We start from the raw sequence: 24,613 nt of genomic DNA, 5'->3' as shown, positions 1-24,613 counted from the left end.
CAGCGTGACCGGTTTCCTTTTGGACGAAAGAGAGGAGCTTTCAAATGGCCATTGAAATCAACAAAGAAGTGAGCACGGGCACGGTCGAGCAGCGGATGGTATACGAATCGGGCAACGAGATGGCTGCCTATGCCGCGCATCAGATCAATTATCACGTCATGGGTTATTTTCCGATATCGCCGTCGACGGAGGTCGCGCAATTCCTCGATCTCATGAAAGCGAACGGCCAGCACGACATCAAGCTGATCCCGGCGGACGGGGAGCACGGCTCCGCGGGTATCTGCTACGGCGCCTCGGCCGCCGGCGGACGTGTATTCAACGCGACGAGTTCGAACGGCTATCTCTATATGCTGGAACAGATGCCGGTCCAGTCGGGGACGCGCTTCCCGATGGTCATGAATCTCGTCTGCCGTTCCGTGTCGGGGCCGCTCGACATTCACGGCGACCACTCGGATCTGTACTTCGCGCTCAACACCGGCTGGCCGATTCTGATGTGCCGCGACCCGCAGGCCGTATACGACATGAACATCATGGCGCTGAAGCTGGCGGAAGACCCGCAGGTCCGCTTGCCGGTGCTCGTCGCGTCGGACGGCTATTTCACCTCCCACCAGAAGCGCCGCGTGCAGACGTTCGCGCACCGCGCGGACGTACATGCCTTCGTCGGCGAGCACTCGCCGGATGGCTTCATGCATGTACTGGACCGCAACAATCCGATCACGGTCGGCCCCTACATGAACGAGCCGGATTATATCAATAACTGCTACCAGCAATCGATGGCCATGTATAAGGCCGCCGACGTGTTCGACCGCATCCGCCAGGAATACGAGGCGCTGACCGGACGCGATTATCCGATTCTCGACCTGTACCGGATGGACGATGCGGAAGTGGCGGTGTTCCTGATGAACTCGGCCTCCGAGATCATCAAGGACGTCGTCGACCAGCTCCGCGCCAAGGGGATCAAGGCCGGCTCGATCGCGCCGAATATGATCCGTCCGTTCCCGGCGAAGCAGATCGCCGAAGCGCTCCGCGGCGTCAAAGCCGTCACGATCGGCGACCGCGCCGATTCCTACGGCGGCCACGGCGGCAACATGACGAACGAGATCAAGGCGGCGCTGTTCACGCACGGCGTCAAGGATACGCTCGTCATTAGCCGTATCTACGGCCTGGGCGGCAAAGACTTCTACGCCGAGGACGGCCATCATCTGTTCGAGCTCGCCATCGAAGCGGCGAACGCGGGCAAGGTCGACGTGCCGTTCGATTATTGGGGCCATACGCCGGGCGATCCGTCCAAAGCGCCGAAGCGCGTGCTGGAGCCGCTGAAGTACGAAGACTTGAAGACGGGCTTGATCACCGTCGACCGCGACGAAGCGACCGGCAAGCTGAAGGTGAAGGTGCCGCCGGTCCGTCAGCTGACGAAGAAGCCGAAGCGGCTCGCTCCGGGTCACGGCGCATGTCCGGGCTGCGGCATTTTCTCCGGACTGGAGCTGTTCTTCAAAGGCATCGAGGGCGATATCGTCGCGCTGTACCAGACAGGCTGCGCGATGGTCGTCACGACGGGCTTCCCGTATTCCTCGCATAAAGCGACGTATATCCATAACCTGTTCCAGAACGGCGCGGCAACGCTGTCCGGGGTCGTGGAGATGTTCTGGGAGCGCAAGCGCCGCGGCGAGCTGGACCAGTACGGCCTGAAGGACGACTTCACGTTCGTCATGATAACGGGCGACGGCGGCATGGACATCGGCATGGGGCCGGCGATCGGCAGCGCGCTTCGCAATCATAAGATGATCATTCTGGAATACGACAACGAAGGCTATATGAACACGGGCGCGCAGCTGTCTTACTCGACGCCGCTCGGCCACCGCACGTCGACGTCGAACGTCGGCAAGCATCAAGGCGGCAAGCTGTTCCATCACAAGGATACGGCGCAAATTATGGCGGCTACGAACATTCCGTACGTCTTCACCGGATCGGAATCGCTGCCGCAGGACTTGCTCCGCAAGGCGGCCAAGGCGCAGTATTACGCCCAGAACGTCGGCCTCGTGTACGGCAAAATTCTCATTACATGCCCGCTCAACTGGCTGTCCGAGGAGAAGATCGGCCAGACGCTGATCGACGACGCCGTGAACAGCTGTTTCTTCCCGCTCTATGACGTGGAGGAAGGGATCACGACGATCACGTACAACCCGGAAGACAAGGGCAAGCGGATTCCGCTCGGCGACTGGCTGAAGAACATGGGCAAAACGAAGCATATGACCCGCCCGGAATACGCGGAAGCGCTGCAGAGCTTCGAGAACGAAGTCGAGCGCCGCTGGCAGCGGCTGAAAGCGAAGCACGAGAACGCGTACCTGTAACCGACGGTAGAGGTGACGGGCCGTCGGCCGGACCGTGACGGCAGCTCCGAACGAGGTTCGGCTCGAAAGCGCCGGGCCTTGTTCGTTTTGCACGACAGGATGAAGGCGATGCGTGCCGGCAGGCACTCGTACGAGTACGCGCGCAACACGCGCGCAACAATTCGGGAACGAACGGGCAAGCGAACAGGCTGGCCCGGAATTCCCAGGGAAAGGAGCGGCGCCGATGCCGACCGTATTGCGTCACCGCGCATCCGGCGAAATCGCGTGCGGGATGTTGAAGAACGTGTATCAATTCGCATATTATGGCGCGCTTTGGTGGGACGATAACGAGACGGCGGAGCGCGAGGCCGCCGAGGCGCTCGCGCTTGCCGGCTATGAGGACGACGGCGGCTGGGACGCGCTCGATATCAAGGAGGAGCGGCTGAAGCTGTTCAACGTCAAGCTGAACAACGACGGCAGGCGGAAGCTGCTGCTGCAGCCGGACGGCTCGATCCTCGTCGTCAAGAACTGACAACTGTCAAGCGCGGGAGGTCGGATAGGACATGAACCCTACGAGCGTGCACGATTATTTCGCACAATTGAAAGAACTGCGGTCCGGCGCGGAGATCGAGCCGTTCGGAAAGGCGCTGCGGGAGGCCGGGTTTACGCCGGTGCGCAAATTTCTGGACGAGTTCCGGCAGTATCTCCGAACCTACGAGGATGCGGAAATCGCAACGGCTTCGGAGCTGCTGGAGCGCGCCATGAAAGCCGTCCCGGAGCCCGGGCGGATCAGTCCGTCCTGGGCGTACATCTGGCGCGAATTCAAAGGCATCATCCGTACCAAAGCGCAAATCTTCAAGGATGTGCCGGCGTCGCGGCGGGACGGCGAATGGCAGGTGCTGCTGGACAATCCGTTCTCCAATCAGAACATCGCCGTCTATCCGGGGCTGACGTTCATCGAAGCGGCCTACATGTTCGCGTATTTCCGGACGGAGCTTGCCAACAACGAGTACGTCCGGCTGCAGAAGATCGCGACGGTCATGACGATTTCCGGCGCGGATTCGGACGGCTTGCAGCCGATCGCGAGCTTGTGAATCGCCGAAACGCCGGCAAAAAGGCTTTGATCCCCGCCTTCTGTTCATTGGCGGGAATCAAAGCCTTTCTGTTGTTGGACGGCAGCCGCGGCATCTGCCGCAGCTGCGAAGGCTCGGCAGCTCCGGCTAGGCCGCAATCTTGATCAGCGTTGTTTCATTGCTGCCGTGCCGCCGGCCGGATCCTGCCGGTCTGCAGCAAGTGCGCGGCGATTTTGCGGCCGTGGAACCGGCCCGACTCGATGAAGATCTCGTTCGCCTGATGGCGCGAGGCGACGACGCCCGCCAGATAGACGCCCGGCACGCTGCTCGCCATCGTGTCGTCGTCGAAGGCCGGATAGCCTTCGTCCTCCATGGCGACGCCGAACGACTGCAGGAACGCGCGGTCGGGATGGAAGCCGGTGAGCGCGAGCACGAAATCGTTCGCGAGCTCTTCGCGCTCGCCCGCATGCTCGATCGTGACGCTGCCCGGGCCGATGGCGACGATCCGCGAGGCGAAACGCATGCCGATCCGCTCTTTGCCGACCAGCGCTTCGAAGGTCGGACGCACCCACGGCTTGATGCTGGACGAATAGGTCTCGCCGCGATAGACGACCGTAACGCGGGCGCCGGCCCGTTCCAGCTCAAGCGCCGCGTCGATCGCGGAGTTGCTGCCGCCGATAATGGCGACATTCATGCCCGTGTACGGATGCGCTTCGCGGAAGAAGTGGGACACCTTGTCCAGCTGCTCGCCGGGGATGCCAAGCATGTTGGGATGGTCGAAATACCCCGTCGCGACGATGACCGCGTTCGCGCGGTACTGCCGCGTCTCGCCGTCGCGGCGCTCGCTGCGGAGCGAGAAACGCCCGTCCGCCTGCGGCTCCACGGCCGTTACTTTCTCGTAGGCATGGACGCGAACGCCGCGCCGGAGCGCGACGGTGCGGTAATAATTGAGCGCTTCCAGCCGCGACGGCTTCTCGCTTGCCGTCGTGAACGGGATATCGGCGATTTCCAGATTGACCGGCGTGCTGAAGAAGCTCATGTATGTCGGATATTGCGTGATGGAGTGAACGATGTTCTCTTTCTCGATGATCAGCGACGAAATTCCGGCTGCCTGCAGCTCGATCGCGGCGGCAAGCCCGCAAGGGCCGGCTCCGATTATAATGACTTGTTCGTCTGGCATTTGCATGGCGCAATCAACTCCAATACTTATTTAGGACGTTAAACAGCATACTTCCTAGTGTACCATATTGGGCGGCGGTGCGCGTATTCGGAAGCATGTTCTCAGCCAAGCCGTATTGCCGGGCCGTGCCGGGGGATGCTTGAAAACGCCGGGTTCGTACGCACGCAGAAGGGATGCCGCAATCAATCGAGCATTTGGCTCTGTGTGGAGCGGGCAATATGTTGTATAATAAGCTAACGCTGCTTGAAAGGGGAGATAGAATGCGACGGCGATTCGTTATTGAAGCCGTAATGGTTGCTACTTATGGTCAATTGCTCGTGCCAAGCCGGCCGGTCGATTTTGTCTTGCCATATTCGACAATTATGGAACTTTACGATATGAAGGACGGCCAGGAGCCCGTCATGGACGATCCGGAAGACGATAAGCACGTGAAAGGCAAGATTCAGGAGCTGATTGCCTTCTTCGAGGATCCGTTCAACCGCAAGAAAATCGAACGCTCGCTGCAAATGCCTTGGCGAGAAAGCCCGCCGCTGCTGCTGAACGACCTGGTGCAGTTTACGGTCGTGCACGCGGTCGACAACGCCCAGTACGGCGAATATTTCGATCCGGTCGAGACGGAGCTGCTGCTCACTTCGATGAAGCTGAACGTGCCGCTGTTGTCGGATCAGTTCGAGTTTCAGGATAAGCTGCTGGAAGCGGAAGTGCCGGTGCAGGTGTACGACATCGAGGATTACGACTTCGCGGTCGAACAGGGCATCTCGGCGTCCGATTTCGAATCGATGCGCGACCTGTAAGCGCGGGAAGGCCCGCGGTATTACGAGATCTTAACAAATAGAACGCCGGAAACGGACCGTTTTTTTCTGCAATGCCTCTTGCGCTTCGCTTGGAAGTGATGATAAGATTTGGATGTTCCTACGAATGATTACAATGAAAGGAGGGCGATGGATATGATTCACTTCGAGAATGACGCGCTGCAAGGCCAGTTTCAATTCCAAGCGGAATCCGTCCATCGGCCCGACTTCTTACGCATGAGACAGCTGTAGGCGGATGCCCTGTTTCGCGCGTACAAGGAGACTTTGAGCCATGGTGCTCGAGGTCTCCTTTTTTGTTGTCGTCCTGACGGAGCCGGTTGTTCACAAGCGTATGCTTACGAAGTCGTTTTACTCTTTCATGCCGGCTGACCGGCTGCGAGCTGCGCTCGTAAAACGTTTAGGAGGAATGCAGGCAATGAATGTGTTACTGCGCTTGCTGAAGTATTTGCGGCCAAGCTGGAAATGGGTCGTGTTCTCGGGGCTGCTCCTCGTGCTCGGGACGGTCGTCGACCTGGTGGCGCCTTGGCTGCTCAAGGAAGTGTTCGATAAGGGGATCGGAGACAGAAACACGAAGATGATTATCGTCTTCACGCTGGCGCTGGCAGGCATACAAGTCGCCAAAAGCATCGCGATGTTCTTCCAGGGGCGGTCGCAGGAGCTGGTCGGGCAGAACGTCGTGTTCAAGCTGCGGGAAGAGATGTACGCGCACTTGCAGCGGCTGTCGTTCAGCTACTATGACAAGGCGCAGACCGGCCAGCTGATGTCGAGAATGACCGGGGACATCGAATCGGTCAAGAACTTCATCGGGTTCGGCGCGATGGCGATGTTTACCGGCGTCTTGACCTTCGCGGGGACGATCGCGTTCATGCTGTTCATGCAGTGGCAGGTAACGCTGCTCAGCATGGCGACCGTGCCGCTGCTGATGTACGCGCTCTACCGCTTCAACAAGAAGGTCGGTCCGGCATGGGGCCAGGTCCGGGAGCAGATGGGGAAATTGACGACGACGCTCCAGGAGAACATTTCCGGCATCCGGGTCGTCAAGGCGTTCGCGCGGGAGAAGGTCGAACAGCGCAAGTTCGAGGACCGCAACGCCGATAATTTCACGACGAACATGGAACGCGCGAAGCTGGAGGCGAAGGCTTTTCCGCTCATGAACTTTTACGGCGGCATCGTGTTCGTGACAATGGCCTGGTTCGGGGCGCTGTATGTCGCGAACGATCAGATGTCCTTCGGTACGTTCATGGCGTTTCAATGGTACACCTTCGGCATCATCTGGCCGCTCAATATGCTGGGATGGCAGATCAACATCCTGCAGCAGGCGATGAAAGCGGCGCCGCGCGTGTTCGAAGTGCTGGATACGCCGGTCGACATCGCCCAAGAAGAAGCGAAGAGCGTCGACGTGAAGCGGATCGAAGGCAATGTACGCTTCAACGACGTTGCGTTCCACTTCGCGGATCAGGATCCGGAGAACGAGGAAGGCGTGCTTGAAGGCATCACGCTCGACGTGAAGCAAGGCGAAGTCATCGCCGTGCTCGGAGCGACGGGATCGGGCAAAAGCAGCCTGATCGCGCTCATGTCGCGGTTCTACGATGTCAGCCGCGGCACGCTTACGATCGACGGCGTCGATGTCAAAGATTACGAGCTGGAAGGGCTGCGCCGGAAGATCGGCATCGTGCCGCAGGAGACGTTCCTGTTCTCGGCGACGATCCGCGAGAACATCGCATACGGCGTGCCCGAGGCGACGCAGGAACAAATCGAATGGGCGGCCGGCAAAGCGCAAATCCATTCGTTCATCGAAGGGATGCCGTTCGGCTACGACACGATCATCGGCGAACGCGGCGTCGGGTTGTCCGGCGGCCAGCGGCAGCGCGTCGCGCTGGCGCGCGCGATTCTGATGGATCCGCCGATACTCGTACTCGACGAGGCGACGGCCAGCGTAGACACGGCGACGGAATCGGCCATCCACGAGGAGCTGCTGGAGATCATGAAAGGACGCACGACGTTCATCATCGCGCAGCGGCTGTCGTCCGTGAAGCGGGCGGACCGCATCATCGTGCTCGATCGCGGACGAATCGTGCAGCAGGGCACGCACCGCGACCTGTTCGCGCAGGAAGGGTTCTTCCGCAATTTGTTCCAGATGCAGGAAGCCGCGGCTTCCAGATAGGCCATGAATGACCGTAATCTGTTAATGACCGTAATCTTTCATACAGATAATCGATACCGGCAACTATGCCCCATGAACGGATAAAGGAGGGAGAAGGACTTGAGTCAAGTGGAATGGGATTCCGGCGAAGAGATCGAAGAAAAGCCGTTTAACCGCGCTTATCTGAAGCGGTTGTTCCGCTACGTGCTTCCCTATCGGAAGGTGCTCGCCTTCGTTATCGTCATCGTCTTGATCAATATGGTGCTCAGCCTAGCGGAGCCGCTGCTGGTCAGGTACATGATCGACGACGGCATCATGAAGAAGGACTTCATGGTCATCAATATCCTTGGCGCCGCGATGCTCGGATCCAAGGCAATCGGCTGGCTGCTCGGCTACCTGCACACGAAGATGATCAATTTCACCGGCCAGCGCATTCTGTACGATTTGCGCCAGCAGCTGTTCAATCATCTGCAGACGTTGTCGTTCCGGTTCTTCGACGGGCGGCCGGCGGGGAAAATCATGTCCCGCATCACGAACGACACGAACGCGATCGGAGAATTGGTCAACGGCGGCCTTATTACGATGGTCATGGAATTCACGCATTTGATCGGCATCGTCGCGATTCTGCTCTGGATGGACTGGAAGCTGGCGCTGCTGTCGTTCATCACGCTGCCGCTGCTCTATCTCATCGTCGGCTTGATGCAGCCGAAGATCGAAGGCTCCTGGTCGCACTCGCGCAAGACGATGTCGGCCATCAACGGCAATTTGAACGAAACGATCCAGGGGATCCGCGTCATTCAGGCGTTCTCCCGGCAGCGGGAGAACGATCGCCGGTTCGAGCAGCTTAACCTGCGCAACAAGAACGCCTTCATGCGCGCGATCACGCTGGAATCGATGGTATGGCCTTCCGTCGAGATGATCGGCATGATCGGCACGTGCATCGTGCTGTGGTTCGGCGCGCAAGCCGTCATGGACGGCGATCTGACGCTTGGCTTCATCATGGCATTCATCAACTACTTATGGCGCTTCTGGGGACCGCTCAGCGCGCTGTCCAAAGTATACAGCCAGGTGCTGTCGGCGATGGCTTCCGCGGAACGGATCTTCGAGATTCTCGATACCGAGCCGGAAGTGAAGGACCGCGCGGACGCCAAGGCCATGAAGCCGATTCAGGGCGAAGTCGTCTTCGACGACGTCTCGTTCCGCTACGCGGCGGATAAGCCGGACGTGCTGCGCAGCGTGAACCTGCGCATCAAGCCGGGACAGCGGGTCGCGCTGGTCGGTCCGACGGGCGCCGGCAAGAGCACGATCGTGAACCTGCTCATGCGGTTCTACGACGCGACCGGAGGCAGAATCCTGATCGACGGCCAGGAAGTCACGTCGGTGACGCTGGAATCGCTGCGGCGTCAGATGGGCATCGTGCTGCAGGACTCGTTTATATTCTCCGGCACGATCGAAGACAACTTGCGCTACGGCAACGAGGACGCGTCGGACGAGGCGCTGCGCCGGGCGGCGGAGAGCGTCCGCATCGACAAGTTCGCGTCGCAGTTCGCGGACGGGTTCGACACGCAGGTCGAAGAGCGCGGCTCCAAGCTGTCCGTCGGCCAGCGCCAGCTGCTGGCGTTCGGGCGCGTGCTGCTGTCCGATCCGCGCATCCTGATCCTCGACGAAGCGACGTCGAGCGTCGATACCGAGACGGAGCAGCATATCCAGGCGGCGCTGCAGACGGTGCTGGAAGGCCGGACCGCGTTCATCATCGCGCACCGGCTGTCGACGATCCGGGACGCGGACGTCATTCTCGTCGTCAGGGACGGCCAAATCGCCGAGCAGGGCACGCATGACGAGCTGATCCAGCAGGGCGGATTATATAAGAAGCTTTATATGACGCAGTACGAAATGCAGCAGTCGCTTGCGCTGCAAACGGGCGCGTAAGGTATGAGGGCAGTTCTCTTCCTTGATAGGAAGGGGGCTGCTTTTCTGCGTGATTAGACAGTTTCCGGCTGTTGCAAGCAAGCGCGCGGCGATTCGTTATGCTAGAGCGGATTGCAAGTAGCAGCGCTGCGGCAAGAGCGGGGAACGTCCTTTTCCTTCAGGGGGTTGAGCGGCTGCCGATCGGGGTAAACTGTATAAATGAATTGACATTCAGTCGCAAATTTTATAAGCTTACAAAGAATTTTCAAATCTACAAAACAGGAGATTGATTTATGAAATTCAACATCAAATTTAAAGATTTTGCAGCGGCTGATATTAATCCGGCAGCAGGTCTATATCATTTCGTCGTAACGATGTCCGATAACACCCAAATCCGCCTGATCTTCACGAAGAATCCGGATTGGAAGCTGATCGGCGTCAACCGTCTTCTGACGGTGCCTTGCCCGATCTGCCGCAGAGATTACTACTGCAACTGCATGACGAAATACACGGAAGCGTTCGAGCGTGAAGTATTGGACAACGAACTGATTTCGTCCGTTCTTTAAATGATGATACCCGACCGGGGCGATGCCGCTTGCGCGGCGGCGGAAGCTCTGTTATACTCACAAGAATAAGCAAACAGGCCGATGATGAGTATCCAACTCGGAGGCGCTGCGTACAGACCCGGCATGACGAATGCCGCGCTCTCCAAGCAGTCCGGCACCGTGCCGTTATCCGCGGAACCGAGAGAGTCAATCCGGCGATTGGCTAATTTGGGTGGCACCGCGAACGCGTTCTTCGTCCCATTACGATGGGATAGGAACGCGTTTTTTGGTTTCCCAAATAATGACAATCGAGGAGTGTTGGACATGTTGGACATCGGTATGATCCGGGAACGGGCGGCGGACTTCCAGGAGGCGGCGGACCGGAAAGGGATCGCGGTCGCGATCGGGGAGCTGCTGGCGGTCGACGACCGGAGGCGCGCGCTGCAGCGCGAGACGGAGGAGCTGCGCGCAGCCCGCAACCGCAGCTCGAAGGCGGTCGAAGGGCTGATGCGGGAAGGCAAGCGGAATGAAGCGGAGGAAGAGAAACGGCGGGCGGCGGCGTATCTCGGGAAGCTGAAAGGGCTGGAGGAGCAGTACAGGGAGGCGGAGCGGGAGTTCCATGCATTCATGCTGCTCGTGCCGAACCTGATCTCGCCCGACACGCCGCACGGCGCGAGCGACCGCGATAACGTGGCGCTGCGGCACGTCGGCTTGCCTCCGGCGTTCGCGTTCGAGCCGCGCAGCCATGTGGAGCTGGGCGAGTCGCTCGGCATCGTCGATATCCCGCGCGGGGTCAAAATCGGCGGCACGCGGCAGTACGTGCTTAAGAACGGCGGCTTGCTGCTGCACCGCGCCGTGCAGCAGCTGGCGCTCGATCTGCTGCTGAGCAAAGGCTACGACCTGCTGGACGTACCGGTCATGGTCAAGGAGGAAACGATGGTGGCGACCGGGTATTTCCCCGGGAACCGCGATCAGAGCTACGCGATCGCAGGCGAGGACAAATGGCTCGCCGGCACGTCGGAAGTGCCGCTCGTCTCGTATTACGGCGGCGAAATCGTCGATCTGGCCGCGCCGAAGCTGCTTGGCGCGGTCAGCGCCTGTTACCGCAGCGAGGTCGGATCGGCCGGCAGGGACGTTCACGGCCTGTACCGCGTCCATCAATTCGCCAAGGTGGAGCAGGTCGTCATCTGCAGGGCCGACCCGGCGGAAGCGCTGGAGCATCTCGAGCGGATGACGGCCTGCGGCGAGGAGCTGCTCCGGCTGCTCGAATTGCCTTACCGCGTCGTAGCCGTGTGCAGCGGCGATCTGTCGCAGAAGAACTACAAGCAGTACGACATCGAGACGTGGATGCCGAGCAGGGACGGCTACGGCGAGACGCATTCGGCTTCGCTGCTGCTCGATTTTCAGGCGAGACGCTCGAATATCCGGTACCGGGACGCGGATGGACGGTTACGGTACGCCTATACGCTGAACAACACGATGGTCGCGACCCCGCGCATCCTCATTCCGCTGCTCGAGAACCATCAGCGCGAAGACGGCTCGGTCTGCGTTCCGCCGGCGCTCCGGCCGTACTTGCGGGGGATGGACGCCCTGCAGCCGCTCGCATGAGCGGCGCAAAAAATGGATAGCTCTCCGCTTCGAATGCAGGTATACTACTAAAGTAAGCACTTACATTCGCTGGGAACGAGAGGAGCAAGGTAAGATGAACGTGGGGAACATCGCACAGACGGCAAACGCTATACGCTCGAACGTAAGTAAAGTTATCGTCGGTAAAGAAGAAATCGTGGATCAATTGATCATAGCGATATTGGCTTCCGGCCATGTGCTGCTCGAAGACGTGCCCGGCACGGGGAAGACGCTGCTCGCCAAAGCGGTCGCGAAATCGATCAGCGGCGAGTTCAAGCGGATCCAGTTCACGCCGGACTTGCTGCCGTCGGACTTGACGGGCATCCATTTCTATAATCAGAAGCTGGGCGAATTCGAGTTCCGCCCGGGCCCGCTGTTCGCCAACATCGTGCTGGCCGACGAAATCAACCGCGCCACGCCGCGTACCCAGTCCAGCTTGCTGGAATGCATGGAAGAGCGCCAGGTGAGCATCGACGGCACGACGCACGAGCTGGGCCGGCCGTTTCTCGTCATCGCGACGCAGAACCCGGTCGAGCAGCAGGGCACGTTCCCGCTGCCCGAAGCGCAGCTTGACCGGTTCTTGTTCAAGCTGAAGATGGGCTATCCGACGACCGATGAAGGCATCGCGATCATGAAGCGGTTCATGGCGGACAGCCCGCTGGAGCAGCTTGTTCCGGTCGTGACAACGGCCCAAATCGAGGAAGCGAAGCAGCAATACACGAGCGTGCAGGTGTCCGACGATCTGCTCGGATACATGCTCGCGATCGTGGAAGCGACGAGGAAACATCCCGACGCGGCGCTCGGCGCGAGCCCGCGGAGCAGCCAGGCGCTGCTGCGCGCCTGCCAGGCGAAAGCGGCGATCCAGGGACGCGACCATGTGCTGCCGGACGATATCAAAGCGATGGCGGTGCCGGTGCTCGCTCACCGGGTCGCGCTGCGCAGCTTGCAGCGTCTGCGTCCCGAAGCGGCGGAGAACGTCATTCAAAGCATTTTGTCCACCATTCCCGTTCCTGCAGACGAGCCGCTGATCAGCCGGGCGTAAGCGGCCTGCAGAGGGAGGGAAGCCATGGGCATACAATGGTATATTATAAGCGCCGTTATCGTCATCGTGCTGCAGCGTTACTTGTTTCGTTATTTCGGCATGCGCAAGGTCAGCTACTCGCGTACGTTCAATGTGAAGACCTGTTTCGAAGGCGATGCGATCGAGATGGTGGAGAAGGTCGCGAACGGCAAAATGCTGCCGGTTCCTTGGCTGCGCGTGGAATCGCTGCTTAATGCGGGACTGAAGTTCGAGAGCGACGCCAATTTCGCAGTCAGCAACGGGGAGCTGTTTCAGAATCACCGGAGCTTGTTCAGCTTGATGGGGAACAAGCAGCTGACAAGGCGGCATACCGTGCATGCGGCCCAGCGGGGCTGCTACCGGATTACGGGCGCCTCGCTTACGTTCGGCGATCTGTTCGGGTTGTTCAGCACATGGCAGTCCGTTCCGCTCGAGGTGGAGTTGCTCGTCTATCCGCTGCCGGTCGATCGCAGCCTTATTCAGCTGCCGTCCCGGAGCTGGCAAGGGGATATCGCCGTGCGGCGATGGATCGTGGAGGATCCGTTCGCCATCAGCGGCGTGCGGGAATACCGTCCGGGAGATCCGCTCAAGATGATCAACTGGAACGCGACGGCGCGGGCGGGCAATCTGCAAGTTCACCGCCGCGACTACACCGCGGACTTTCGGCTGATCGTGCTGCTGAACGTCGAGGATCATGCCGGCATGTGGCATGCCGTCAACGATACGTCCGTCATCGAGTACGGCATCCGGCTTGCCGCGGGCATCCTGCAGATGGCGACGGAGCAAGGGCTTGAAACGGCTTTCGCCTGCAACGGGCACGACATGGACGTTCCGGGAACCTGCATGGTCACCGAGCGGGGCGGAGGCGGCGAGCATTTGAATTACGTGTTCGGGCAGATGTCCAAGCTGGTCATCGCGCGCACGCTGCCGTTCCATACCATGATCGAACAGCTTGCGCCGGAGTGGAGCGAGCGCAGCGACATCGTGATTATTTCCGCGTTCATGAGCGAAGACATTAGCGAGGCCATGGCGCAGCTGCGCCTGGATGGCCACGCCGTCGATTGGCTGCCGATCGCGGAGAAGGAGGCGGAAGCGGTATGAGCATCGGTCTTCGCCGTCTGGGCGGCAGCCTGTTATTGGCGAGCGTGTTGGAGCTCCTGCTCTACTTCCCGGTCACGCTTGCATGCTATGCGATCGCGCCTCCGGGTCCGATATCGCTGGCCGTCGACCAGCTGCTCCTGCTGGCGTTCTATTGGATAGGGTACGGCATCAATGTACGCCTGAAGTTCAAGCATCCGTTTCCGAAAGTGATCATCAGCCTGCTGATCGCCGGCGTCGGCGGATTTCTGCTGTTCGGCATCTCGGGCGGGAGCGTCGCGATGATCCTGCTTGGCACGACGGCCGTATACCGCGGAGGGCGATTAACGGGTATGCCGTTATCGGTGCGGCTGCTGCCGCAGGATTATATCGTCGGGGTGGTCTTCTATTTCGCCGGTGCGATCATGGACAGCTTTAATCATGCGTATGACGGTTACAAGCCGTTGTACCTGGCGGCCGGCATCGTGACGCTGTTCGCGGCGCTCTTCCTGACCAATCGCAACATGGTCGGCCGCGAGACGCTGTCCGGCGCGGAGCGGCCGGCGGTCGAGCCTTCCGTCAGACGCAATAACCGGATATTCGTCGGCGTCGCGATGGGGATTACCGTGCTCATCGCCTTGGCTTTCCAGCTGCAGAAGCTGTTAAGCGAAGCATGGCATGCGATCGGCAGCTGGCTGATGGGCTTGTTCAAGTATCACGGCAAGCACAGGGACATACCGGACCAAACCGCCCAGCAGCAGCCATTCACGCCGCAGTTCGATAAGTCGGGATCGCATCCGGCTTGGTTGGATTACATCATGTACGTCCTGGCCGCCATCATCGTGCTGGTCCTCCTGTACTTCATCGCCCGCAGGCTGCTTCTGCTGCCCGGTTGGCTGAAGGGGCTGCCGAAACGGTTCCTCCAGCTGTTTCAGCGGGACAGAAGCCAGGCGGCGCGCGGCTATGTCGATGAAATCGAGCGGATCAAGAAGAGCGAGAACCCGTTCCGCAGGCTGTTCTCCAGATCGAAGGAAGAGCGGCTGAAGTGGAAGGATCTGAACGACAACGAATCCCGGCTCCGCTATCTGTATCGCCGCTGGATCGGGAATGCCGTCAAGAAAGGGTTCGCGCATCAGCCGCATTTGACGCCTCGGGAAATTCGGCGCAAGCTGGATGACGAACGCGTCGGACAAGTGCCGCTTGACGTGTCGGAAGCGCTGATCGAGCATTATCAGCAGGTGCGCTACGGCGGCGGGACGCTGAGCGACGAGCAGCTGCAGGCGCTGGCGGCCAAACTGGGACAGGCGAAGCCGTAAGCTTCGCCTGTCGTCTCTATAGCAGGGCGGTCCGAACGAATGGGCCATACATATTTATCCATGGACGGGGCAACCTGTAACGGAATTGAATTCGTTGCAAGACAAGGAGCGATGTTCATGAATAATGAGATGTCAGGCCAGACGATCAACAGCCAGCAGCTGACGTACGAACAGTTTCAAGAGCAGGTGAAGCTGAAGCAGGAGCAAGAAGCCCAGCGCGCCAAAGAAGCGCTCAAGAGCGCCGGCCTGGACCAGCAATCGCAGCAGGTGCAAGCGGTCGTTCAAGCGCTGTACAGCGTTGAGAACGAGCTGAAGCACGCGGAGAACCAAATCCAAATGCAGATGGACGCGCAGAAGCGCCAAATCCAGCTGATCCAACAGAAGATCACGCAGGCCATGGCTCAAATTCAAGGCTCTGCGCCTAACGGCGGCACCCAGCAGTACATGGGACAGAACTACACGCAGTAATCGCAATAGGCAGCGGCGCGCATGCATCGATGTTACTTATAACGGTGCTGCGCACCGTGTACGGTTATTCGCCGCGCGAACGAAATCCCTCCTGCATCCCGATCGGGACGAGCAGGAGGGATTTTTCATCATGCCCGCAGCTTGGCTGTCCTTCGGGGCTGCGCCGCTTCCGGCCGCGCGTCCGCTTTACAGACTTCGCTCCGGAATGCTAGAGTAGAGCTAATTTGCATCGCAACGATGCCCCGAGGAGAGGAATGGACCTGTGAGCAATCCGAGTTCGACGAACATACATCCCTATTATGCGCATGCGGAAGAAGCGTTCCGCGAGCTGCCTGCCGCGATCGGGCAATTGGAACGGCTGCGCGACGCGTTCCGCCAAGCCGACGAGGATTTCCTCGCCATCGAGCTGAAGACGATGATCGCCCGGCTGGATGAAATCCGGTCGCTGCTGGCGGAAGGGCCGCAAGGCTGAAGCGAAGCCGTGTCTGACCGCACAGACACTTCGATTTCGCGCCGCAGGCGTTTGCAATCTACCAAACGGCTTTGGGAGGATGCCCCTCTCCATTCGTTTCTTCGGCACATAGAATAGAGGAATGGAAGAGTCGAGGAGGTCTGCCCTTTGCCAATATTGGACACAGGACTTCTGTATAATCTGGAGAAGCGGCGTACGGCGAGTTTGAACATCAGCATCGTGAATCGGGGCAGGCAGCGGGCAAGGGTGGTCGTCCAGCTGTACTCCGTATCGGAAGGCGCTAACGGAGAAGGGGAGGCGGCGCTGGACAAAGGGTTCGGCACGCTTCAGACGGAAACGCTCGCGAACGTAGCGCTCAGCCCTGCCGGACGCCCTAGAAGCTTGTTCTCCGTCACGCGCGACGTGCTGCTGCTGTCCGTGTACGGCATTCGCGTAACGGTCGGCGGCTTGGCCGCGGGCGAGATTACCGCTTCGTTCGCGGAGCTGGACGAAGCGGGAGGCGTAATCGCGCAGCATGTGCTGGAGCCGCAGGCGGCGAACGCCGACGATCTGCTGCACGCCTACGTGGCCAATCATACGCAGCATACGCTGACGGTCATACAGACCGATACGAGCGCCAGGGTGGCGACGATCAAGCTTCCGGCCGGGAGCAGCCCGCGCATGCTGGAGTTCTCGCCGGACGGCAGGGAAGTCTACGTCGTCTGTCAAGGGGATAAAACCGTCCGAATCATCGATACGCTCACGCACGAAACGAGCGGCGAATTGTCGTTCCCGCAGGATGCCGTACCGCTCGCGCTAGCGGCTGCTCCCATCGGGGCGAGGGCGTACGTGACGACCGTCATTCAGGACTACGTCGCCGTATTCGACATGGACGCCCGTTCGCTGATCAAGCTCGTTCCGCTGCCGCGCGGGAGCGATCCGGCGGCGATCGCCGTCTCGCCGGACGGCAAGAAGGCGTACTGCTGCCTGATCAACCGCGGCACGATCGCCGTCATCGACACGGAGAAGCTTGCCGTCACGGTAACCGTCAAGCTGCCGCTCGGCGCGCAGCCGTCGGCGGTCGCGCTTACGCCGGACGGCATGTACGCGTACATTACCGATATTCATCACGACCGCGTCTATTGCCTGCAAACCTCGAACCATGCCATCGTCGCAGTAGTGCAGCTGGATGCCGGCAGCGAGCCGCAGCAGCTGATCGTGACGCCGGACGGCGCGCTCGCGTACTTGGTATGCCGAGGATCCGACGAGATCGTAGCGGTCAACGTCGCCCGCAACGAAATTCTGACGAAGATCGAGCTGCCGAAAGGGAGCAATGCCAGCAGCATCGCCATTACCTCCGACGGACTCAAGATTTACGTCACGATTCTTACTTTCGGATACGTTGCCGTCATCGAGGTGGCCAGCCAGCTGCCGATCGCGATCCTGCCGACGGGGAGCTTCCCTTCCGGCGTCGCGATATCGCCGATCCTGCTGCAAGGCTAGCGCCGGACAGCACAAAGCCGCAGATTGCGGGCGCGAGCCTGCCGTCTGCGGCTTTGTTGCGATAGGTCCGACCTACTGCTCGTCGAGCGGCAGCCATTCCAGCACATGCTGGATGTACGTATCCCAGTAGCCCCAGCTATGATCGCCGGGCGCTTCGGTATAGGTTAGCGGAAGTCCGAGCTGCTGCGCGTGGTTGCGGAATTTAATGTTATCCGCGTACAGGAAATCTTCCGTGCCGCAGTACTGGTACAGATTCGGGATCGGCTGGCCGGAAGCTTTCAGCTTCTCCGAGGCGAGGAACAGGTTGTTCGGCAGCGCATTGACATTCTCGGACGTGCCGTAGATCAGCTTGAAATCCTGCGGCGCCCGTTCCTCGAACGTCGATACGTCGAGCGCGCCGGACAGGCTTGCGGCCGCCGCGTATTGCTCCGGCTTATTGAGGGCAAGCTTGAACGCGCCGTAACCGCCCATCGACAAGCCGGCGACGAAATTGTCCTCGCGGCGGTCCGACAGCGGGAAGAACGAGCGGGCAATCGCCGGCAGCTCTTCGCTGATGAACGTCCAATAATCGGCGCCGCTCGCCATGTTCGAATAGAAGCTGCGGTTGACCGCGGGCATAACGACCGCAAGGCCGAGCGGGGCGACGTACCGTTCGATGGACGTGCGGCGAAGCCAAATGGTATGATCGTCGGACAAGCCGTGCAGCAGCAGCAGCGTCTTATGCTTCTTAGGCGCCGCTTTCGACGTCATGCCGATTTGCGATTGCGCGTTTTGCGGCAGAATAACGTACATCGAGCTGGAGATGCCGAGCACATCGGAGAAAAAGTCGCATTGAATGAATGCCATGGTTGGGAAAGCCTCCTCAAGGATATGTAATGTGAGCGGCCTTGCGATGCGAATCAAGCCCGGCCGACAAAGGTTCACTCTTCTTATTGTACACGTCCTGGCGGGAACTTAAAGTCGAAATCAACCGAAAGAGGTATTTTTATGAACGCATCTGCTGCCCTGCAACAACCGCCGTTCGTCACGGACGCGCTTCTGCGCCGGATGGCGGAGTGGAAAATCAAAGACGTCGTTGCCCTGAAGGACGGCAAACGGATCTGGGCGTGGCATGACAAAGGCGCCGACCGCATCGGCGCGGTCTACTCCGCCACGAAGAGCATCGTTTCGGCGCTCGTCGGCATCGCGATCGGCGAAGGCCGCATACCGGACGTCGAAGAGCCGCTGACTACCTATTTCCCTTCGCTGGCGGACGCGTCCGATCCGCGGTACGGGCGGATTACGCTGCGCCATCTGTTGACGATGACGTCCGGCCTCGACTGGCCGGATTTCGATAAGCCGTACTGGCAGATGAAGCGCCGCAACGATTGGATCGCTTTCGTCCTGGCGCAGCCGATGGCGCATGAGCCCGGCGCCGCGTTCGCGTACAACACCGGCGGCTCGCATCTGCTGTCGGCCATACTGACCCAAGCGACGGGCATGCCGACGTACGATTACGCGCACGAGACGTTGTTCCGCAAGCTTCGCTTCCGCAAGCCGCGCTGGAACAGCGGCGGGGGCATTTACGAAGGGGGAGCCGGGCTGCATCTGACGACGGCGGACATGGCGAAGTTCGGCCAGCTGTACTTGCAGGGCGGCGAGTGGGAAGGGGAACAGATCGTTCCGCGGCAATGGGTCGAGACGTCGACGATCTCCCATCACAAAGGGCTTCAGCATTACGACCCGCCCATCTTCGGCGAATACGGCTATCATTGGTGGGTTTCCGGCGCGCCGCATAACGGATCGGTCGATTGCTACTTCGCCAAAGGCTTCGGCGGCCAATTCATCTTCGTCGTACCGTCGCTCGGGCTCGTCGCGGCGATCCGCAAGGAACCCGACGGCCGGCGCAACGCGCTGCTGGCCAAACGGCTGTTGTTCGAGCATATCGTTCCATTCTGTTCATAATCCGTTCAAAAACCGTTGGTATCTTAAGTGCAAGGCACGAACCAACGATAGTTGAACGATAGGAAGGATGGAATCCATATGGAAAATTCACGCCGATTTGCACAAGACGCGCCGCAAGCGCAGCAGAAGCGGCAAGCGCAGCGAGCCAATCGCGCGCAAGGCGCGCAAGACGATAAGCAGCCGTCGAAAGGAAGCTGGAAGCTGCTCCTGAAGCTGCTCGGCCGGACGAAGCCGTCCGCCGGCCTGATCGTGACCGCTGTTGTCCTGAGCCTCGCGGGTACGCTCATCTCGCTCATCATCCCGATGTTCACGAAGAAGCTGGTCGACGGCTTCGATCTCAGCAGCTTGTCGTTCGGACAGATCGCGACGTTCGCCGGCGTCTTCATTCTGCAGGCGGTCGTCAGCGGGTTGTCGATGTATATGCTGAACGTCGCCGGCCAGCGGGTCGTCGCCAACTTAAGGGATCAGCTGTGGAAGAAGCTGCTGAAATTGCCGGTGTCCTACTATGACAGCAACCGGACGGGAGAAACGATCAGCCGGATGACGAACGATACCGGCGTCGTCAAGCAGCTCATCGCCGAGAATTTCACGGGGTTTCTGACCGGTATTATCTCGGTCGTCGGTTCGATCGTCGTCCTGTTCTATATGGATTGGCAGATGACGACCGTCATGCTGGCGGTCATCCCGGTCGCGGCGCTGTTCATGGTGCCGCTCGGCCGGCAGATGTACCTCGTGTCCAAAGGGCTGCAGACGGAGACGGCGTCGTTCACCGCGACGTTGACGCAGGTGCTCTCGGAAATCCGGCTCGTGAAATCGATGAACGCCGAGCCGCGCGAGTACGAGGCAGGGGAGAAAGGCATTACGGGCTTGTTCCGATTCGGCCGCAAGGAAGCGCGGATTCAGGCGATGATCGCGCCGCTGATGTTCCTCGTCGTGATGATGCTGCTCGCGGTCATCGTCGGCTACGGCGGCATGCGCGTATCGTCCGGAGCGCTGTCGGCCGGCGAGCTCGTCGCATTCATTCTGTACCTCATGCAGATCGTCATGCCGTTGTCGCAAATCTCCACGTTCTTCACGCAGTTCAAGAAGACGGTCGGCGCGACGGAGCGGATCGTGCACATTCTCGACGCGCCGGAAGAGGATCATGATGCAGGCAAGCCGGTCGAACGGGCCGATCTGGCCATTCGTTTCGAGCAATTGAGCTTTGGCTATAAGGACGGCGAACCGGTACTGAAGGAGCTGACCTTCGACGTGCAGCCGGGCACCGTTACGGCAATCGTCGGCCCGAGCGGCGGCGGGAAGACGACGCTGTTCTCGCTGCTGGAGCGCTATTATGAGCCGACGGGCGGTTCGATCAAGCTCGGCGGCGATGACATCCATGCCTACTCGCTGCGTTCCTGGCGGAAACAAATCGGCTACGTATCGCAGGAGAGTCCGCTTATCGCGGGCACGATCCGCGACAATATATGCTACGGCATGGACCGCCAAGTAAGTCAAGAGGAGCTCGAACGCGCGGCGACGATGGCGTATGCGAATCACTTCATCGGCGAGCTTCCGGACGGGTACGACACGGAGGTAGGCGAGCGGGGGATCAAGCTGTCCGGCGGCCAGCGCCAGCGGATCGCGATTGCAAGAGCCTTGCTGCGCGACCCCGAGATCCTCATGCTCGACGAAGCGACCTCCAGCCTGGACAGCAAATCGGAAGTCGTCGTGCAGGAGGCGCTCGCGAATCTGATGGCAGGCAGAACGACGCTCGTCATCGCGCACCGGCTGTCCACCGTCGTGGACGCGGATCAGATCGTCTTCGTGGAGAAGGGCCGGCTGACCGGCAAGGGGACGCACGAGGAGCTGCTCGGAGAGCATGAGATGTATCGCGAGTTCGCAACGCAGCAGCTTCGGCTGCAGGAGAAGGATGCAGCGGTCGTATCGGCCACGGCGGCTGCAGAGGCTGCAGCTAATGCCGCAGCATCAACGGCAACTTAAGCATTAAACTACGCATTGATTAAATGAAGCATCAAATCAAGCTTAAAGCATCATATAAGCATCAAATAAGAGTCGACAGCAAATTCAACATCTTCAGCGGTTTAAGCATCTTCAGCAGTTTAAGCATCTTTAGCGATTTAAGCATCGAGCATCGACGGTCAAATAACATCATATCAAGCAGTTTCAACAGCCTTAACAACCGCAGCAGCTTCAATGGCGGCATCGGCAGCTAACCGGGCCATCTTGCGGCTCAGGAAGGAAGCGCGGCGTTCCCGACACGGAACGCTGCGATTTTTTTTGTGTTCTCACTGATAATTATTATCACCGTTGGCTATACTACCGGATAGAAAGAGAACGGGCCGCCTTCTGGCAAAGGCAGCCCGCTGGAACGCTTATATTTTCGGTTCGAAGGTTTTGCAATCCGTTTCTTCGGAGTTGTTCGCTTGCTTGCCGCGATTGCTGACGACGTAAATCGAAGATGCGTTGCAGTTGTTGCCCGCTGCCCAATACTTGCAGGAATTCACTTCGCACAAGACGTCTTTTGCCATAGCCTATCACCTCCATCCTTTGTTTAGGATGGACGTTTTTGCATGCTTTTTATACCCTGTCCCTCGAAGAAATATTGCCGAATGAACGCTGCTGCCGTTATGATGATGGAGATTCTTGGTCGCTGCAAGCGACGATCGGAAATGGCGGAACGGGGTAGGATGGATGTTAAGCTTGAAGACGATGGTGAAATGGCTCGGATACGGCCTTGTTATGGGCGGATTGACGGGAAGCGCGTCGGCGCTGTTCCTGGCAGGCTTGGAATGGCTCACGGATACGAGAGTGGATCATCCGTGGCTGCTGTGGCTGCTGCCCGCAGGCGGAGCGCTCGTAAGCTGGGTTTATATGAAGTACGGCACCAACGCCGGTAAAGGAAACAATCTGATCGTGGAACAGATTCGCGCGGGCGACGAACCGGCAGAGCGGTTCGAGCGGGTTCCGGCGATCATGGCGCCTTTCGTGCTGCTCGGCACGTGGATTACGCATCTGTTCGGCGGCTCCGCCGGGCGCGAAGGCACGGCGGTGCAGATGGGCGGCAGCCTTGGAGACGCCTTCGGCCGGCTCGTCAGGGCGGAAGGCGCCGACCGGCGGGTCCTGCTCGTATGCGGCGTCAGCGGCGGCTTCGCCTCCGTATTCGGCACGCCGCTTGCGGGAGCGGTATTCGCGCTCGAAGTCGTCACGATGGGCAGGCGGATATCGGCCCGCATGATCGTGCCGTGCGCGGTAGCGGCGTACGCGGGCGATTACGTGACGCGCGCCTGGGGCATCCGCCATCTGCATTACGCGATGGGCGCCGCGCCGGCATTCTCGGCGCTCGTCCTGCTGAAGGTGATTGCGGCGGCGATCCTGTTCGGGCTGATGAGCCTGGCCTTCACGCTCGGCATTCAATACGCGAAGCGAGGCATGGCCCTCGTCGCTTCGCATCCGTCCGCGCGAAGCTTCATCGGCGCCCTGGTCGTCATCGCGCTGGTCTATGCGGCCGGAACGCGCGATTATTTGGGCCTCAGCCTGCCGCTGCTCGTGCAGTCGTTTCAGGAGCCGCTGTCCTCGCTCGCCTTCCTATGGAAGACGATTTTCACGGTCATTACCCTCGGCAGTGGATTCATGGGCGGGGAAGTGACGCCGCTATTCGTCATCGGAGGCACGCTAGGGAATGCCTTGTCGCCACTGCTGCATCTGAGCGTCCCGTTCCTTGCCGCGCTCGGCTTGATCGGCATCTTCAGCGGCGCCGCCAATGCGCCGCTGGCCTGCTTCTTCCTGGGCTTGGAGCTGTTCGGCCTGCATGGCGCCGGCTATATGGCCGTCGTCTGCCTGGTCAGCTACATGTTCTCCGGCCATGCCGGCATCTACAGCGCGCAGCTGGCAGGCGTGCGAAAGCCGCGGTATTTTGTTCGTATTCCCGGTTACCGCGTCTGGGCAGCGAACGGCAGGGAGAAGTCGCATACGCCTTCGAAGGAGCGGGAGACCCGCTAGCATTCGGGGCTACCCGCGGCCGCGTCCGTCCGCGGGCGAAGACGAAGAAGCCTCGTCCCGTATCGGGGAACGAGGCTTAGGCTGCCGTGAGAAAAGTCGAAGCTCCACATCGCATAGCTTGAACCGGACAGCCTCCATAGGCAACGCGACAGCGCGGACGCAGAATCCGTTATTTGTATTGAAATCGGTGTTTTGAGCTGACGATCGGACACAGGACCCGTTATTGACTCCGGGATGTTCCGAATGTCTGGATTCGGGGCGAAATAGCGCATCTCCTGTCCGCGAGCACTCGAAAATTACGTTAAAACCGGTCAATAGCGCATCTCCTGTATCTCCTGTCCGCTTCATGCCGCTCACGAATTTCCGTTTGTTGGCGTTAGACGAATGCATGTGGTGTGAGAGCAGATTCGCTCCAATCCGAATGTTCAAATTCGATGTTCTAATTCGATGTTCATATCGCCGAGAGTTCCCAACAGGCTGAAGAAGCCTCGTCCCATTTCTGGAACGAGGCTTCTCGATGTCGTTTAAGCGGCAGACGCGACTATACGCGGCGTGCGAAAGCATAGTGGGATTTCCACCAGCCGGAGTTGATCGTAGAGACCGTCACGCCCGGTTTTCCGTAGGTGTGGATGATTTTGCCGCCGCCGATGTAGATGCCGACGTGATGAACGGGGCTGTAGAAGAACACGAGATCCCCTGGCTTCAAGTTGCTCTTGCTGACGTACTTGCCGACCTTGGACTGCGCTTTCGAGGTGCGCGGCAGCGAGACGCCGTGCATCGCGAAGACGCGTTTCGTGAACGACGAGCAGTCGAAATAACGGGTCGTGGACGTCGAGACGCCGAATTTATAAGGCGTGCCCATATAATGTTTCGCGGAGGCGATAATGCCCGATGCGGTCGAAGACGAGATCGCCGCGTGCGCCGGCGTCGCTTGGAGTACCGCCGTGCCGCCCATAAGCAGCGAGAAGCTGATCGTAACGCTCATCATCAATTTGCCGAATTTGTTTTTGTTGGTCATCATTAGTTCCCCCTTGGTGTGCGTTGTATATAGGAATGTTGGCGATTAGGCCGTTTGTCGCGAACTGGTTCGTTTGACCTAGTCCAACTATACCACAGGTTTTTTTGCCATCATTTGCATGAAACCTTTTGGATTCAGGCGTCGTCAGGGTTTCCGG

Annotated in this window: 21 protein-coding genes; 17 read left to right on the top strand and 4 right to left on the bottom strand. The window is 59.6% G+C overall.

Annotated elements, in window-relative coordinates; translation table 11 throughout:
• Window positions 1-44: 44 nt before the first annotated feature.
• The 3 genes from GXP70_RS17790 (at window position 45) to GXP70_RS17780 (ending at window position 3,424) form a co-directional block, all read left to right on the top strand.
• Window positions 45-2,351 carry a thiamine pyrophosphate-dependent enzyme gene (locus tag GXP70_RS17790; protein ID WP_162358073.1) on the top strand — a complete coding sequence of 769 codons (2,307 nt, stop codon included), beginning with the start codon at window positions 45-47 and terminating at the stop codon, window positions 2,349-2,351.
• Between the two features lie 223 nt (window positions 2,352-2,574).
• Window positions 2,575-2,862, top strand: coding sequence for a hypothetical protein (locus tag GXP70_RS17785; RefSeq protein WP_162358072.1), 288 nt, complete (start codon window positions 2,575-2,577; stop codon window positions 2,860-2,862).
• A 31-nt stretch (window positions 2,863-2,893) separates the two neighbouring features.
• On the top strand, window positions 2,894-3,424 hold the full coding sequence (locus GXP70_RS17780) for a hypothetical protein (protein ID WP_225442461.1): 531 nt from the start codon (window positions 2,894-2,896) through the stop codon (window positions 3,422-3,424).
• Between the two features lie 154 nt (window positions 3,425-3,578).
• On the opposite strand, the gene GXP70_RS17775 is transcribed toward GXP70_RS17780, so the two are convergent.
• Complete coding sequence (locus GXP70_RS17775) at window positions 3,579-4,583, bottom strand: YpdA family putative bacillithiol disulfide reductase (protein WP_162360534.1); 1,005 nt, start codon at window positions 4,581-4,583, stop codon at window positions 3,579-3,581.
• 260 nt (window positions 4,584-4,843) lie between these two features.
• On the opposite strand from GXP70_RS17775, the gene GXP70_RS17770 reads away from it, so the two are divergent.
• The 11 genes from GXP70_RS17770 (at window position 4,844) to GXP70_RS17720 (ending at window position 17,492) form a co-directional block, all read left to right on the top strand.
• On the top strand, window positions 4,844-5,377 hold the full coding sequence (locus tag GXP70_RS17770) for an ADP-heptose synthase (RefSeq protein ID WP_162358071.1): 534 nt from the start codon (window positions 4,844-4,846) through the stop codon (window positions 5,375-5,377).
• Between the two features lie 433 nt (window positions 5,378-5,810).
• Entirely contained in the window at window positions 5,811-7,559 is a 1,749-nt protein-coding gene (locus GXP70_RS17765; RefSeq protein ID WP_162358070.1) for an ABC transporter ATP-binding protein, read from the top strand.
• A 108-nt stretch (window positions 7,560-7,667) separates the two neighbouring features.
• Window positions 7,668-9,467, top strand: coding sequence for an ABC transporter ATP-binding protein (locus GXP70_RS17760; protein WP_225442877.1), 1,800 nt, complete (start codon window positions 7,668-7,670; stop codon window positions 9,465-9,467).
• Window positions 9,468-9,739: 272 nt separating this feature from the next.
• A complete protein-coding gene (locus GXP70_RS17755) occupies window positions 9,740-10,012 on the top strand; it encodes a hypothetical protein (protein WP_162358068.1) in 273 nt (90 codons plus the stop codon).
• A gap of 303 nt (window positions 10,013-10,315) precedes the next feature.
• Complete coding sequence (gene serS / locus GXP70_RS17750) at window positions 10,316-11,599, top strand: serine--tRNA ligase (RefSeq protein WP_162358067.1); 1,284 nt, start codon at window positions 10,316-10,318, stop codon at window positions 11,597-11,599.
• A gap of 94 nt (window positions 11,600-11,693) precedes the next feature.
• A complete protein-coding gene (locus GXP70_RS17745) occupies window positions 11,694-12,659 on the top strand; it encodes an AAA family ATPase (protein ID WP_162358066.1) in 966 nt (321 codons plus the stop codon).
• A gap of 24 nt (window positions 12,660-12,683) precedes the next feature.
• Window positions 12,684-13,778, top strand: a complete 1,095-nt coding sequence (locus GXP70_RS17740; protein ID WP_162358065.1) for a DUF58 domain-containing protein — start codon at window positions 12,684-12,686, stop codon at window positions 13,776-13,778.
• Window positions 13,775-15,070, top strand: coding sequence for a DUF4129 domain-containing protein (locus tag GXP70_RS17735; protein WP_162358064.1), 1,296 nt, complete (start codon window positions 13,775-13,777; stop codon window positions 15,068-15,070). The genes GXP70_RS17740 and GXP70_RS17735 overlap by 4 nt, the downstream gene beginning before the upstream one ends.
• A gap of 117 nt (window positions 15,071-15,187) precedes the next feature.
• Window positions 15,188-15,538 (top strand): hypothetical protein, encoded by a 351-nt coding sequence (locus tag GXP70_RS17730; protein WP_162358063.1) that lies wholly within the window; start codon window positions 15,188-15,190, stop codon window positions 15,536-15,538.
• A 262-nt stretch (window positions 15,539-15,800) separates the two neighbouring features.
• A complete protein-coding gene (locus tag GXP70_RS17725) occupies window positions 15,801-16,010 on the top strand; it encodes a hypothetical protein (protein WP_162358062.1) in 210 nt (69 codons plus the stop codon).
• Between the two features lie 147 nt (window positions 16,011-16,157).
• Window positions 16,158-17,492 (top strand): beta-propeller fold lactonase family protein, encoded by a 1,335-nt coding sequence (locus GXP70_RS17720; RefSeq protein ID WP_162358061.1) that lies wholly within the window; start codon window positions 16,158-16,160, stop codon window positions 17,490-17,492.
• A gap of 72 nt (window positions 17,493-17,564) precedes the next feature.
• Here GXP70_RS17720 and GXP70_RS17715 read toward each other — a convergent pair whose 3' ends face one another.
• Window positions 17,565-18,338 carry an alpha/beta hydrolase gene (locus GXP70_RS17715; RefSeq protein WP_162358060.1) on the bottom strand — a complete coding sequence of 258 codons (774 nt, stop codon included), beginning with the start codon at window positions 18,336-18,338 and terminating at the stop codon, window positions 17,565-17,567.
• 141 nt (window positions 18,339-18,479) lie between these two features.
• Between GXP70_RS17715 and GXP70_RS17710 the strand changes: the two genes are divergently transcribed.
• Both GXP70_RS17710 and GXP70_RS17705 read left to right on the top strand, forming a co-directional pair.
• Window positions 18,480-19,436: a serine hydrolase domain-containing protein gene (locus GXP70_RS17710; protein WP_162358059.1), complete on the top strand. Its 957-nt coding sequence runs from the start codon at window positions 18,480-18,482 to the stop codon at window positions 19,434-19,436.
• A gap of 78 nt (window positions 19,437-19,514) precedes the next feature.
• The gene (locus GXP70_RS17705; RefSeq protein WP_162358058.1) at window positions 19,515-21,419 is read left to right on the top strand and encodes an ABC transporter ATP-binding protein; all 1,905 of its coding nucleotides are present in this window, start codon (window positions 19,515-19,517) and stop codon (window positions 21,417-21,419) included.
• Window positions 21,420-21,811: 392 nt separating this feature from the next.
• Here GXP70_RS17705 and GXP70_RS17700 read toward each other — a convergent pair whose 3' ends face one another.
• Window positions 21,812-21,967 (bottom strand): DUF1540 domain-containing protein, encoded by a 156-nt coding sequence (locus GXP70_RS17700; protein WP_162358057.1) that lies wholly within the window; start codon window positions 21,965-21,967, stop codon window positions 21,812-21,814.
• Window positions 21,968-22,130: 163 nt separating this feature from the next.
• On the opposite strand from GXP70_RS17700, the gene GXP70_RS17695 reads away from it, so the two are divergent.
• Window positions 22,131-23,438 carry a voltage-gated chloride channel family protein gene (locus tag GXP70_RS17695; protein WP_162358056.1) on the top strand — a complete coding sequence of 436 codons (1,308 nt, stop codon included), beginning with the start codon at window positions 22,131-22,133 and terminating at the stop codon, window positions 23,436-23,438.
• A gap of 541 nt (window positions 23,439-23,979) precedes the next feature.
• Here the strand turns inward: GXP70_RS17695 and GXP70_RS17690 are convergent.
• Entirely contained in the window at window positions 23,980-24,456 is a 477-nt protein-coding gene (locus GXP70_RS17690) for a C40 family peptidase (protein ID WP_162358055.1), read from the bottom strand.
• Window positions 24,457-24,613: the final 157 nt, after the last annotated feature.

The sequence above is a fragment of the Paenibacillus lycopersici genome (assembly GCF_010119935.1).
Taxonomy (GTDB): Bacteria; Bacillota; Bacilli; order Paenibacillales; family Paenibacillaceae; genus Paenibacillus_Z; species Paenibacillus_Z lycopersici.
Note: the sequence above shows the minus strand (reverse complement) of the source record. Positions and strands in the feature narration are given on the sequence as shown.